At 71.6% G+C, this 12,585-nt stretch carries 14 protein-coding genes; 8 read left to right on the top strand and 6 right to left on the bottom strand.

Features of this window, described 5'->3' with window-relative positions; all coding sequences use genetic code 11:
• Positions 1-78 precede the first annotated feature (78 nt).
• The 6 genes from ABIC61_RS09365 (at position 79) to ABIC61_RS09340 (ending at position 6,403) form a co-directional block, all read left to right on the top strand.
• Entirely contained in the window at positions 79-1,203 is a 1,125-nt protein-coding gene (locus ABIC61_RS09365) for a CPBP family intramembrane glutamic endopeptidase (RefSeq protein WP_354029685.1), read from the top strand.
• Between the two features lie 9 nt (positions 1,204-1,212).
• Positions 1,213-3,060 (top strand): DNA helicase RecQ, encoded by a 1,848-nt coding sequence (gene recQ, locus ABIC61_RS09360; RefSeq protein ID WP_354029684.1) that lies wholly within the window; start codon positions 1,213-1,215, stop codon positions 3,058-3,060.
• Between the two features lie 77 nt (positions 3,061-3,137).
• Positions 3,138-3,881 carry a lysophospholipid acyltransferase family protein gene (locus ABIC61_RS09355; RefSeq protein ID WP_144756050.1) on the top strand — a complete coding sequence of 248 codons (744 nt, stop codon included), beginning with the start codon at positions 3,138-3,140 and terminating at the stop codon, positions 3,879-3,881.
• Between the two features lie 142 nt (positions 3,882-4,023).
• The gene (locus ABIC61_RS09350) at positions 4,024-4,401 is read left to right on the top strand and encodes a hypothetical protein (protein WP_354029683.1); all 378 of its coding nucleotides are present in this window, start codon (positions 4,024-4,026) and stop codon (positions 4,399-4,401) included.
• A gap of 18 nt (positions 4,402-4,419) precedes the next feature.
• Positions 4,420-5,493 carry a M23 family metallopeptidase gene (locus ABIC61_RS09345; RefSeq protein WP_354029682.1) on the top strand — a complete coding sequence of 358 codons (1,074 nt, stop codon included), beginning with the start codon at positions 4,420-4,422 and terminating at the stop codon, positions 5,491-5,493.
• A 61-nt stretch (positions 5,494-5,554) separates the two neighbouring features.
• A complete protein-coding gene (locus ABIC61_RS09340; RefSeq protein WP_354029681.1) occupies positions 5,555-6,403 on the top strand; it encodes an NAD(P)-dependent oxidoreductase in 849 nt (282 codons plus the stop codon).
• 7 nt (positions 6,404-6,410) lie between these two features.
• Here ABIC61_RS09340 and ABIC61_RS09335 read toward each other — a convergent pair whose 3' ends face one another.
• The gene (locus tag ABIC61_RS09335) at positions 6,411-6,632 is read right to left on the bottom strand and encodes a hypothetical protein (protein ID WP_354029680.1); all 222 of its coding nucleotides are present in this window, start codon (positions 6,630-6,632) and stop codon (positions 6,411-6,413) included.
• Positions 6,633-6,665: 33 nt separating this feature from the next.
• Complete coding sequence (locus ABIC61_RS09330; RefSeq protein ID WP_354029679.1) at positions 6,666-7,181, bottom strand: MarR family winged helix-turn-helix transcriptional regulator; 516 nt, start codon at positions 7,179-7,181, stop codon at positions 6,666-6,668.
• A gap of 153 nt (positions 7,182-7,334) precedes the next feature.
• Here ABIC61_RS09330 and ABIC61_RS09325 point away from each other — a divergent pair, with 153 nt between their 5' ends.
• Positions 7,335-8,231 carry an alpha-E domain-containing protein gene (locus ABIC61_RS09325; RefSeq protein ID WP_354029678.1) on the top strand — a complete coding sequence of 299 codons (897 nt, stop codon included), beginning with the start codon at positions 7,335-7,337 and terminating at the stop codon, positions 8,229-8,231.
• Between the two features lie 107 nt (positions 8,232-8,338).
• Here ABIC61_RS09325 and ABIC61_RS09320 read toward each other — a convergent pair whose 3' ends face one another.
• Both ABIC61_RS09320 and ABIC61_RS09315 read right to left on the bottom strand, forming a co-directional pair.
• Positions 8,339-9,685, bottom strand: a complete 1,347-nt coding sequence (locus ABIC61_RS09320) for an MFS transporter (RefSeq protein WP_144756037.1) — start codon at positions 9,683-9,685, stop codon at positions 8,339-8,341.
• A complete protein-coding gene (locus ABIC61_RS09315) occupies positions 9,682-10,092 on the bottom strand; it encodes a MarR family winged helix-turn-helix transcriptional regulator (RefSeq protein WP_186322060.1) in 411 nt (136 codons plus the stop codon). The genes ABIC61_RS09320 and ABIC61_RS09315 overlap by 4 nt, the downstream gene beginning before the upstream one ends.
• 93 nt (positions 10,093-10,185) lie before the next feature.
• Between ABIC61_RS09315 and ABIC61_RS09310 the strand changes: the two genes are divergently transcribed.
• A complete protein-coding gene (locus ABIC61_RS09310; protein WP_144756033.1) occupies positions 10,186-10,938 on the top strand; it encodes an SDR family NAD(P)-dependent oxidoreductase in 753 nt (250 codons plus the stop codon).
• 167 nt (positions 10,939-11,105) lie between these two features.
• Here ABIC61_RS09310 and ABIC61_RS09305 read toward each other — a convergent pair whose 3' ends face one another.
• Both ABIC61_RS09305 and ABIC61_RS09300 read right to left on the bottom strand, forming a co-directional pair.
• Entirely contained in the window at positions 11,106-11,375 is a 270-nt protein-coding gene (locus tag ABIC61_RS09305) for a hypothetical protein (protein WP_144756031.1), read from the bottom strand.
• A gap of 11 nt (positions 11,376-11,386) precedes the next feature.
• The gene (locus tag ABIC61_RS09300; protein WP_354029677.1) at positions 11,387-12,529 is read right to left on the bottom strand and encodes an inorganic phosphate transporter; all 1,143 of its coding nucleotides are present in this window, start codon (positions 12,527-12,529) and stop codon (positions 11,387-11,389) included.
• Between the last annotated feature and the right edge of the window lie 56 nt (positions 12,530-12,585).

The following is a 12,585-nucleotide window of genomic DNA, read 5'->3' as shown; positions in this document are numbered from 1 at the left end:
GACACCGCCCACGCCAGCGACCACCCCGACCCGCCGCCCCACGGCTCCCATCCTGCCCGGCCCGGTAGCCTGCACGGCGTGAGCGTTCCCTACCACCGCCTGCCCCGCGTCGACGCACGCTGGAGGTGGTGGCGTCCGCTCGTTGCGCTGGCGTTCCTCGCGGGCTGGTACATCGCGTCCCAGTTCGTCATCACGATCGCGTACTTCATCCCGCTCGCCGTCATCAAAGGCGAGTCCGGGGTGATGGACCTGCTCGACGACCTGCAGAGCGGTGCCCTCGACCCGACCGACCCGCTGACCCTCTCGCTGAGCCTCGTGTCGCTCGTGATCCTGCTGCCCGGCGTCCTGCTCGCGGTGCGGATCGCGCGTCTCGGCCCGGCGGGCATCCTGTCGTCGACGCGCTTCCGCGTGCGCTGGGCCTGGGCGGCGTGGTGCCTCCTCCCGACGCTCGTGATCTCCGTGATCATGTTCCTGGTCCAGACCGGCGGCATGTTCACCTTCGAGGGCGGCTTCGGGTGGGACCACGGCGCGATCGGTCAGTCGACGGTGTCGGTCGGCACGCTGACGGTCACGATCGTGCTCGTCCTGCTGCTCGTTCCGTTCCAGGGCGCGGCGGAGGAGTACATCTTCCGCGGCTTCCTCATGCAGACCATCGGCTCGTGGATCCCGGTGCGGGTCCTCGGCACGGTCGTCGCCGTCGCCGTCTCGACGGTGGTGTTCGCGCTGCTGCACATCCCGAACGGCTACAACGTGTGGGGCATCCTCGACGTCGGTTCGTTCGGCCTGATCGCCGCGATCATCGTGCTGCGGACCGGTGGCCTCGAGGCCACCGTCCTGCAGCACGCCTTCAACAACATCATGATCTTCGTGGTGCAGGCGCCGGGCTGGTCGAAGATCGACCTCTCGTCGCAGGACGCCAACGGCACCGTCGGCGGCTGGCTCATCACCCTCGGGACCTCGCTCGCGTACTGGGGCATGGTCGAGCTGCTCGCCAAGTGGCGGCACCTGGACCGGCGCTTCGCCGGTCGCCAGGCGCCGCGGTTCCGCGGTGTGGCCCCGGCCTGGGCAGGCGGCTCCCGGTGGCTCCGGCCTGGAGGCACGGGCTGGGTGGACGCGCCGGCCGGCCCCGACGACGTGGCCGGGTCCGGCAACGCGTCGGCGGAGCCTGTGGACAACGTCGTGGGTGTCGCCGGTCGCCCGTAGGCTCGTGGCATGAGCACCACGCCCGCGCCCGCTGCCGTGTCTGCTTCGCGTGCCGCGGCGCTCGACGTGCTGCACCGCGTGTGGGGCTACGACGACTTCCGGGGCGAGCAGGCGTCGATCATCGACCAGGTCGTCTCCGGCGGGGACGCGCTCGTCCTGATGCCGACCGGTGGCGGCAAGTCGCTCTGCTACCAGGTGCCCGCGCTCGTGCGGGACGGCGTCGGCGTGGTCGTCTCACCGCTCATCGCGCTCATGCAGGACCAGGTCGACGCCCTCGCGGCGAACGGCGTCAAGGCCGCGTTCCTCAACTCCACGCAGGGGCCGGACGAGCGTGCGCGGGTCGAGCGTGCGGTCGTGTCGGGCGAGGTCGACATGCTGTACCTCGCGCCGGAACGGCTCCGGCTCGAGTCCACCCGCGCGTTGCTCGACCGTGCGCAGATCGCCCTGTTCGCCATCGACGAGGCGCACTGCGTGGCCCAGTGGGGCCACGACTTCCGCCCGGACTACCTCGAGCTCAGCGTCCTGCACGAGCGCTGGCCGACGGTGCCGCGCATCGCCCTGACCGCCACGGCGACGCCGCAGACCCACCGCGAGATCTCCGCCCGGCTCGGCCTCGACGACGCCGCGCACTTCGTGGCCGACTTCGACCGGCCGAACATCCAGTACCGCATCGAGCCGAAGACCGGCGCGTTGCAGCAGCTGCTCACCTTCATCCGGACGGAGCACAGCGGCGACGCGGGCATCGTCTACTGCCTGTCCCGCAACTCGGTCGAGCGCACGGCGGCCGCCCTCGCCGACCAGGGCATCCCGGCGCTGCCGTACCACGCCGGTCTCGACGCCAAGGTGCGGGAACGCAACCAGTCCACGTTCCTGCGCGAGGACGGCATCGTCATGGTCGCCACCATCGCGTTCGGCATGGGCATCGACAAGCCGGACGTCCGGTTCGTGGCGCACCTGGACCTGCCGAAGTCGGTGGAGGGCTACTACCAGGAGACCGGTCGCGCCGGCCGTGACGGACTGCCCTCGACCGCGTGGCTCGCGTACGGCCTGAACGACGTCGTGCAGCAGCGTCGGATGATCGACCAGTCCGAGGGCGACGCCGCACACCGCCGGCAGCTCAGCGCCCACCTCGACGCCATGCTCGCCCTGTGCGAGACGATCGAGTGCCGACGGGTGCGCCTGCTCGCGTACTTCGGGCAGGACAGCACCGCCTGCGGCAACTGCGACACGTGCATCGCCCCGCCCGAGTCCTGGGACGGCACGGTGCCGGCGCAGAAGCTGCTGTCCACCGTGGTGCGCCTCGACCGCGAGCGTGGTCAGCGGTACGGCGTCTCGCACCTCGTCGACATCCTGGTCGGCAAGCAGTCGCCGCGCGTGCAGGAGCTCCGACACGAGTCTCTCGCCACGTTCGGCATCGGCAGCGACCTCGGCGACGCAGAGTGGCGCGCGGTCGCCAGGCAGCTGCTCGCGCAGGGCTACGCCGCCGTCTCGGGTGACGGCTTCGGCACCATCGTGCTCAGCCCGACGAGCGCCGACGTCCTCGGCGGCAAGGTCGTCGTCCGGATGCGCCGCGACCCGGTGAAGGCTCCACGCGCGAGTCGCTCCCGCCGGACCGTCGTGACGGACATTCCACAGGAGGCCCTTGGCCTGTTCGAGGCGCTCCGTGCCTGGCGTGCGGCGCAGGCCCGCGAGCAGGGTGTCCCCGCGTACGTCGTGTTCAACGACGCCACCCTGCGGGGGATCGCGGCGGTCAAGCCTGCGGACGAAGACCAACTCGCCGAGATCTCCGGCGTCGGCGGCACGAAGCTCGAGCGCTACGGCCGTGCCGTGCTCGACGTGGTCGCAGCGGCGGACTGACCGACACATTCCGCAGCGGGCATGCGACCGCGAGTGTGATCACTACACTCGGAACCTCCCGTCACGAGGAGGCCCGGGTGTCCGGTTCGACCAAGTTCACCACCACGCTGAGCCGCGCGGTGGTGACGCCGCTCGCCCGCATGCTGTGGCGTCCGCGGATCATCGGCCGGAAGAACGTCCCGAAGCGCGGCCCGGTGATCCTCGCGAGCAACCACCGCTCGTTCATCGACTCCCCGGCGATCACGCTCATGGCGCCGCGGAAGGTGTCGTTCCTCGCGAAGCAGGAGTACTTCACGGGCACGGGCCTGCGCGGAGCCGTGTCGCGGGCGTTCTTCGGCGGCATCGGCGCGATCGGGGTCGAGCGCGGCGCGGGTTCGGCGGCGCAGCACGCCCTGGACCTCGGACTCGAGCGGCTCGAGGCGGGGGAGGCGTTCGCGATCTACCCCGAGGGCACCCGCTCCCTCGACGGCCGCCTGTACAAGGGCCGGACGGGCGTGGCCTGGCTCGCGCTGACCAGTGGCGCTCCCGTGGTGCCCGTCGCCCTCACCGGCACCGAGGACGTCCAGCCCGTCGGATCCCGGATCCCGAAGCTCGCGAAGGTCACGATCGAGTTCGGGAAGCCGCTCGACCTCTCCGGTTACGGCGAGGCGTCCTCCGGGCGTGCACGTCGACACGCCACCGATGCCGTGATGGCGGCGATCCAGGAACTCAGCGGCCAGGAGCCCGCGAACGCGTACAACAACCCGCCCGCGACGATCGTCGAGCGGGTCCGGCAGGCCCTCCGGCGCGACGACCCGACCGAGGCCGTCGAACCGGATTGACGCGCTGACCACAGCGTACGTGACCACTTGCTATTGCACATTCGAAATATCAGTGTTTGAATAGTGGTGTGCCTACGGGTACACCCCGCCGCGATCCGCCCGAGAACGGATCGTCCAGACACCTGATCGGAAGGCAAGCAGCATGTCCTCCACGCCGCTCTTCGACTCCATCGCCCGCCGCACCGAGCGTGCCGTGCCCGCGACCGCATCCGCAACACGGACCACGGTGCAGTCCGTGCCGGCGCCGACCGTCGCCCGGGCGACGTTCACGCCCGCCCCGACCTCGCCGATGTCGGCCCCGGTCGCGGCGCAGGAATCCCTCCTCGTCCCCGCTGCCCTCGTCGCGGCGATCGACGAGATCCCCGGCCGCGTCGCCACCGCGATGGCGACCGAGCACCGCGTGAGCGCCGAGCAGCTCGTCCTGGTCGAGGCCGTGGCCGACGCGATCACCCGAGCCGTCGTCGACGCCGTCGCGACCGAGCTCGAGCGCATCGCCTGCGACGGCGTCGTCCGCGCCTGATCGAACACCGCGAACCCGATGACCACGACGACGGACCACTTGCCGATGCGCCCACGCGGCGCAGCCCGGCACGCGGCGAACACCACGGCTGCCCCCGGCACCGACGCGCCTGAGGTCCCGCTCACCCGGCGCGCCCGCAGTGCGGCCGAAGCCGCGGCGGAGACCACCACGGCCGCGGCTCAGCGCGCCGAGCAGCCCCAGCGGCCCGTCGTCCCTGTCGTCTCGCCCACCGTGACCGCCGGTGCGGTCACCCACGAAGCCACCGGGGCGGCGGTGCGCACTCCCGCCGTCCCGGTCTCCACCCCTGCGCAAGCGGCCCCCGCACCGTCCTCACGCCGTGCGCTCCGTCCCGAGTCCCGGACGCCCGGGCCCGGCGACCTCGGCCGAGCCGTCACGCAGGCCATCACACTCCCGCTTCGCACCCTCGGCAGCGCCGTAGCCTCGGCGAAGGCCGTGCCGATCACGGCCACGGCCGTGGTCGCGTGCCTGTTCGTGTCCGTCGCGACCCCGCAGACCGCGATGGCGTCGACGCCGCAGGGCATGCTCCCCGCGCTCGACCCGCAGCAGTACACCGCGTCGGCCGGCACCTCGATCACGGTCGAGCGGGACACGTTCGCCATCGGGAAGGTCCCCGTCCGTACGGCACCCGCGGTCCATCCGGCAGCGCCGTCGGAGGGCTCCGGGGCGTCGTCCGTGCGCCCGGTCGCCGGGTCGATCCCGGCAGCGGGTGGCTTCGGATCGCGCTGGGTGCGGGGGTGTGGTGCGTGCTCGACGAACCACCAGGGACTCGACTTCGCCGCCCCCACCGGCACGACCGTCGTCGCGGCGATGTCCGGGCGCGTGGTCTCCGCCGGGGTGTCCGGCGGGTACGGCAACCAGGTCCTCCTGCAGCACGGCGACGGCTCCCAGACCCGGTACGGCCACCTGTCGCAGATCGGCGTCCGTGTCGGTCAGACCGTCACCGCCGGCCAGCGGATCGGCGCCGTCGGCAACACCGGCGTCTCCACCGGTTCGCACCTGCACTTCGAGGTCATCATCGGCGGCACCCCCGCCGATCCGGCCGCCTGGCTGCAGAACCGCGGGCCGCTCTGAACCCGGGCGCGTAGCGTCGGAGCCGCAGCGGCAGGGAGTCGCTGCGGAGACGGAGACGCGCGTGCGGGTGAGTGTGCTGGGGACCGGGACGATGGGTGCCGGAGTGGCGGGATCGCTGCTCCGCGAGGGCCACGAGGTGACGGTGTGGAACCGGAGCGCCGACAAGGCCGCTCCGCTCGGTGACCGGGGCGCGACCGTCGCCACCGACCCGAGTGCCGCGGTCGCCGACGCCGAGGTCGTCCTGCTGACCCTGTTCGACACCGACGCCGTCGTGGACGTGCTCGAGTCCGCCGCGGGCAAGGCCCCGACCGACGCCGTGTGGGTGCAGTGCTCCACGATCGGCGTCGCCGGCACCGAGACCGTCGTGCAGCTCGCGGCGAAGTACGGCATCACCCTCGTCGAGGCGATGATGCTCGGCACGAAGGCCCCGGCCGAGCAGGGCACGCTGACGATGCTCGCCGCTGGTCCGTCGGAGGAGCTCGACCGCATCGACCCGGTCCTCGACGCAATCGGCGCGAAGACCGTCCGCGCCGGCGAACAGGTCGGGGCCGGGACGGCGCTCAAGCTCGCGGCGAACGCCTGGATCGCGTCGATCACGGCGGCGACGGCGCAGTCCCTCGCGGTCGCGAAGTCGCTCGGGCTGGACCCAGCGCTCTTCCTCGAGGCGATCGACGGCAGCGCCAGCGACTCGGCCTACGCGCACACCAAGGGCAAGGCGATCATCGACGGTTCGTTCCCGGCGCAGTTCGCCCTCGACGGGCTGCGCAAGGACATCGGCCTGATCACGGACGCGGCGCGGGACACCGGCGTCTCGACCGTCCTGCTCGACGCGCTCGGACGGGTCTACGCCGACGCGAGCGCGGCGGGCCACGGCGGCGACGACATCGCCGCGGTCGGCACCGCCTTCTGACGGAGCTTCAGAACCGCCAGCCCCGGCGGAACAACCGTCGGACGGCGTTCGTCAGTCGTCCGACGGTCTCGTCGTTCATGGTGTTGGCGAGGTCGAACGCCTCACGTGCGGGGTCCGAACCGGCCCGGATGCGACGGAGAGCTGCGTCCGCCCGCGCCCGGGCGTCGAGCTCTGCGAGGGGCATGTCGTCCTCGGGGTCGTGCGACGCCGGGGTCGCCGTGGTTGCCATGGCAGCAGGCTACGCGCGACGCATGGCGGCAGGCTACGCGGGGCGCTTGCCGACCGCGTCCACGTCGTCGACCACGCGGACCATCTCGTCGAGGAACGACACGATCACCGCCATGTCGTCGCCCGACAGGTGCTCGGTGGCCTCGATCGCGCGGGAGTCGAGCTGGTCGATGACCTGCAGCACCTGGCGCATGGAGCCTCCGGACGCGGTGAGGATCACGCCGCGGCGGTCGTTCGGGTCCGGGTGGCGCTCGACGTGCCCGCTGCGGACGAGTCGGTCGACGAGCGCGGAGGTCGACGCCGCCGTGATCTCGAGCTCCTCGGCGAGGTCCTTCGCGTTGACCGTGCGGCCGGCCGACTCGGCGTCGAGGAGCACACGCAGTGCCAGCAGGGCGTTCTCGCCGATGCCGAGGGCCTCGCGCGCACGGCGCTGGGCGGCGCTCTCGGCACTCCGGTACCGGCGGAGCGCGTTCAGCACGTCCACCGCATCGACCCTGGACGCATCGCCGTACCAGAATCCCGCGGTGCCGGTCATCACCTCGGAAGTCATGAGGACAATGCTAGACGCTCTAGTTAGATTGTCTAGCGAGTGCGCGGACCGGCCGACCCGGATCGGGCCCCGGACGACTGCAACACCCGTGACGCGGCGACGAAACACCCCGGCAATCCGCGGTCAGTAGGTTCACGACATGCAGGAGCCGACGTGCTGAGCCGACTCGCGGGGAGCGTGTTCCACGTCGGGAACGCGGTCGAGCGCACCGACGTGGTCGCCCGGATGCTCGACGTCTACGTGGCGCGCGGTGAGCCGGCCGGTGTCGAGCAGGACCGTGTGGTCGCTGCGGAGCTCCGGTCGGTCGTGGGCGCGGCTGGTCCGGCGAACGACCCCGACCGCGCCTCGACGATCGACTCCCTGGCACTGGACCGGCACGAAGCGGCCTCGATCGCCTCCGCCGTCGCGGTCGCACGGGACCATGCCCGCCGCGCCCGCGAGGTCGTCTCCACCGAGCTCTGGGACTGCCTCAACGTCACGCGCTCCCGGATGCCGCGGAAGGTCGCGCCGGACCGGGCCCACGAGTTCCTCGGCTGGGTGCGCGAGCGGAGCGCCCTGGCGATCGGGGTCGTCGAGGCGGATGCCAGCCGCGACGAGGTCTGGGAGTTCTTCACCCTCGGCCGCTCGCTGCAGCGCTGTGCGACCTCCGCCCGGTTGCTCGCGTCCGGCCTGCTCGACCCCGGGTCGGGGCCGTCCTGGTCGACCGCGCTCCGGGCGTGCGGCGCCGGTGAGGCGTTCCAGCGGGGCCGTGACCACCACACGCCGACCCCCGAGGACGCCGCGGCGTTCCTGCTCCTCGACGAGCACAGTCCGCGGTCGCTGCGGTTCCTCGCGCGGCGGGCGGACGAGTGCCTGGCCGACGTGGCGCCGTCCTGCGTCGCGGACGAGGCCCGGGCCTTCGCCGAGACCCGGGCGGACCTCGAGGCGGTGTCGGCGGACACGGCACTCCTCGCGGCACGTGTCGCGGGGGAGCGGCTCGCGGCCGCGGCCGACCGCGTGGTCGCAGCGCTCGACGAGCGCGTGTTCGCCGAAGCGGCTCCCACGCACTGACGCGCGCCGTCGTCCGGAACGGTTGCGTCGCGGTGGTGGTGACCAGGAGGCGGACGGGAGGCGCGGTGCGGCGCCGACCCGTGCCTCCCGTCCGGTCGATGGTCGCGTCAGACCGCGCTGGACCGGTCGGCGACCGCCTCGTCGCGTTCCAGGTCCTGCCGGAGGGCGGCGCGGGACGCGCGCGTCCCGACCACCGGCACCGCGTGCGTGATCGCCAGGTGCAGCCGGGTGTCCGCGTCGTACCGCACTCGGAACCGCTCGTACCGGAGGAGCCAGAAGAGCGCGATCGCGAGGGCGACGAAGCCGGAGACCGCGCCGACGCCGATGGCCCAGCGGGGGCCCCAGGCGTCCGCGACGGCGCCGACGATCGGGGCGCCGATGGGGGTGCCTCCCGCGAAGATCGCCATGTAGAGCGCCATCACGCGCCCGCGCATCGCCTGCGCCGTGGTGGTCTGCACCAGGGCGTTCGCCGTCGTCATGAAGGTCAGCGACGCGAGTCCTACGAAGACCAGGACGATCGCGAAGGTCCAGTAGGTGGGGGCGAACGCGGCGGCCGTGCACGCCAGGCCGAACCCGGCGGAGGCGATCACGAGCGTGCGCATCCGCGGGCGGTCGCGACGGGCGGACAGGAGTGCACCGGCGACCGAGCCGATCGCCATCACGGAGTTCAGCAGGCCGAACTCGCCCGCGCCCTTGTGGAACTCGACCCGGGCCATCGTGGAGGTGAAGATCGGGAAGTTCACGCCGAAGGTGCCGACGACGAAGATCATGCAGAGGACGACGATGATGTCCGGCCTCGTCCGCACGTAGTGGATGCCCGCCATGATCTGGCCCTTGCCGCGCTTGGCCCGGACGCGGTCGGCGAGCTGTGCGGGGTCCACGAAGCGCAGCGCGACGAGGACGGCCAGGAACGAGGCGGCGTTGATGACGAAGACCCAGCCCGAGCCGATCGCCGCGATGAGGACACCGGCGACCGCGGGTCCGATCAGTCGTGCGGCGTTGAACGACGCCGAGTTGAGGGCAACCGCGTTGGCGACGTTCTCGCCCTGCACGACGTCGGACACGAAGGTCTGGCGGATCGGGGTGTCGAACGCGGCGACGATGCCGAGTGCCAGGGCGAAGCCGTACAGCGACCAGATCGTCGCGGTGTCGGTGAGCACCATGATCCCGAGGCCGAGCCCCAACGCACCCATCAGGCCCTGCGTGAGCATGAGCATCTTGCGCCGGTCGAACCGGTCGGCCGCGAGCCCGGTGAGGGGCAGGAGGAGGAGCTGCGGGCCGAACTGCAGCGCCATGGTGATGCCGACCGCGATGGCGTCGTTGTCGGAGAGCTTCGTCAGGACGAGCCAGTCCTGGGCGGTTCGTTGCATCCAGGTGCCGACGTTGGACACCAGGGCGCCCGCGAACCAGATGCGGTAGTTGCGGCCGGACAGGGAGCGGAACATGGCGGTCACTGCTGGGCCAGCCTCCTCATGATCTCGGTGGCGTCGGCCAGGGTCTGCCGCTCGGCCTCGGTGAGGTCGGCGAGGCGCGGGGTGAGCCAGCCGTCCCGACGGCGACGGGTCTCCTGCACGAAGTCGGCTCCGGCGTCGGTCGCGCAGAGCAGCACCTTGCGGCGGTCGTCCCCGTGGCCGCCCTTCGACACCAGTCCGCGCTCGATGAGCACGGCGACGGTCTTCGTCATCGACGGGGGCGTCACGCCGTCCTGGCGGCTGAGCTCGGCGAGTGTCATCGGGCCGTCGCGGTGCAACCGGGCGAGTGCGGAGAACTGGGCATCGCTGACGGTGGAGTCCGCCTTCTGCGCGCGGAGGGTGCGCGAGAGGCGGTTCACCGCGATGCGGAGGTCGGTGGCGTCGGTCACGATCGTTAGCCTAGCAAATTAGTTCAGCGAACGAACTGGTTTTCGGGTGTATCGTGTTTTTGGGCAACAGGTGTTGCCTAGAGAGAAGGAATCATGTCCGAGTTCGAGGGCAAGGTCGCCATCGTCACCGGTGGCGGCAGCGGCATCGGCGAGTCCGTCGCGAAGGAGCTCGCCGCCGCGGGCGCGACGGTCGTCGTCACCGACATCAAACTCGACGCCGCCCAGCGCGTCGCGACCTCGATCGTGGAGGCCGGCGGCACCGCCAGCGCATTCGAGGCGAACTCCGCGGTCGCCGCCGACAACGAGCGCATGGTCCAGTTCGCCGTGGACACCTACGGCGCGCTCCACCTCGCCGTGAACAACGCCGGCATCGGCGCCGCACCGCAGCCCATCGGCGAGTACGACATCGCCGCCTGGGACCGCGTGCGTGCGGTGGACCTGGACGGCGTGTTCTACGGACTCCGCTACGAGATCCCCGCGATGGTGGCCGCTGGCGGAGGCTCGATCGTGAACATGGCATCGGTGCTCGGCACGGTCGGCATCGCGCAGAACGCCGCCTACGTCGCGTCGAAGCACGCGCTCGCCGGCCTGACCAAGGTCGCGGCGCTCGAGTACTCGGCGCAGGGCGTCCGCACGAACGCGGTCGGCCCGGGCTTCATCGACACCCCGCTGCTCCGCAACTCGATGACCCCGGAGGCGATCACCGCCCTGGAGGACGAGCACGCCACCAAGCGCCTCGGCACCGACAAGGAGGTCGCGGCGCTCGTGCTGTTCCTGCTGAGCGACAAGGCCTCGTTCATCACGGGCAGCTACCACCTGGTCGACGGCGGCTACAGCGCGCACTGAGCGCGGGTGCGGGCGCGGCGCGGGGCGCGCGGCGCATCGAGTGAGCAGAAGACGTCGGGTCCGAGGTGCGGACTCGACGTCTTCTGCTCACTGGACGCGGGAATGCGGACTGGAGGCGCGGGGTGCGTGAGCGGGTCTGCTCGCGTCGGGCGCGCCTCCAGTGCGCGTCAGTGGAACTGGGGGATCGTCAGCCAGATGCCCGTGAGGACCGCCGCGATGCAGACCGCGAAGCACAACCCGGCCCCCGCGAGGGCGAGCGGCGGCGTGTGCCCGGAGCGCGGCGTCTCCTCGGAGTACTGCGTGCGCTCCCCACCGGCGTCGACGGGCTGCCCGGTCCCGAGCAGCCGCAATCCGAGCGTGTAGACGAGCACCACGCCGACGGCGGCCACGAAGCCGACGCCCGCGACCGTGCCGATCGCACCGAAGTCGATGTCCATGTGCGTTCCCCTCAGTTCCCGGTGGTGGCCGGCTCGCGCTCGGCGGTGTCGGCGGTGACGTCGTCGTGGGAGATCGGCTTGCGCTTGGCGAGCCCGTAGAAGGTGAGTCCGGCGGCCAACGCGAACACGGCCACCAGGACGAGCCCGACCGCCGACGTCGATGCGACCCACGTCGCGAGCGCTCCGACCACCGCGGCCGACGGCAGCGTGATCACCCAGGCGACGACGATCCGCCCGACGACCGACCAGTGCACGTCCGCCAGCTTCTTGCCGAGCCCGGAGCCGATCACCGAGCCGCTCGTGACGTGCGTCGTCGAGAGCGCGAACCCGAGGTGGGACGACACGAGGATCGTCGCGGCGGAGCTCGTCTCGGCCGCGAAGCCCTGCGGTGACTGCACGTCGGAGATCTTCTTGCCGACGGTCTGCATGATCCGCCAGCCGCCCATGTACGTCCCGAGGCCGATCGCCAGACCGCAAGCGAGGATCACCCAGAGTGCCGGGCCGCTCCCGGCGGGCTGGTAGTTCGCGGCGATCAGGGTCAGCGTGATCACACCCATGGTCTTCTGCGCGTCGTTCGTGCCGTGCGCCAGGGACACCAGCGACGCGGAGATCGTCTGCCCGTGCCGGAAGCCCGTCGCCGCACCGTGCGTGGTCGCGTTCTTCGTGATCGTGTACGCCAGGTAGGTCGCCACGAGCGCGATGACCCCGGCGATCACGGGCGAGAGCAGCGCGGGCAGCACGACCTTCGAGACGACCGTCGCCCAGTCGACCGAGTTCAGGCCGGCACCGATGATCGACGCGCCGATCAGGCCACCGAACAGGGCGTGCGTCGACGACGACGGCAGGCCGAAGTACCACGTGGCGAGGTTCCAGAGCACGGCACCGACGAGTCCCGCGAAGATCATCACGGGGGAGATGTGGATGCCGTCCTGGCCCTCGCGGATGATGCCCTGCGAGACGGTCTTCGCCACCTCGGTGGACAGGAACGCGCCGACCACGTTGAGGACGGCGGAGATGAGCACGGCGGTGCGGGGCTTGAGGGCACCCGTGGCGACCGAGGTGGCCATGGCGTTCGCGGTGTCGTGGAACCCGTTCGTGAAGTCGAACACGAGGGCCACCACGATCACCAGCACGACGGTGACGAGGACGTCCATGCGCGAGACGGTAGGCCCGCCCCGCACCGGCTGCGTGAACGCCGGGTGAACAGGCT

Source organism: Curtobacterium sp. 1544 (assembly GCF_040544915.1).
Classification (GTDB): domain Bacteria; phylum Actinomycetota; class Actinomycetes; order Actinomycetales; family Microbacteriaceae; genus Curtobacterium; species Curtobacterium pusillum_C.
Note: the sequence above shows the minus strand (reverse complement) of the source record. Positions and strands in the feature narration are given on the sequence as shown.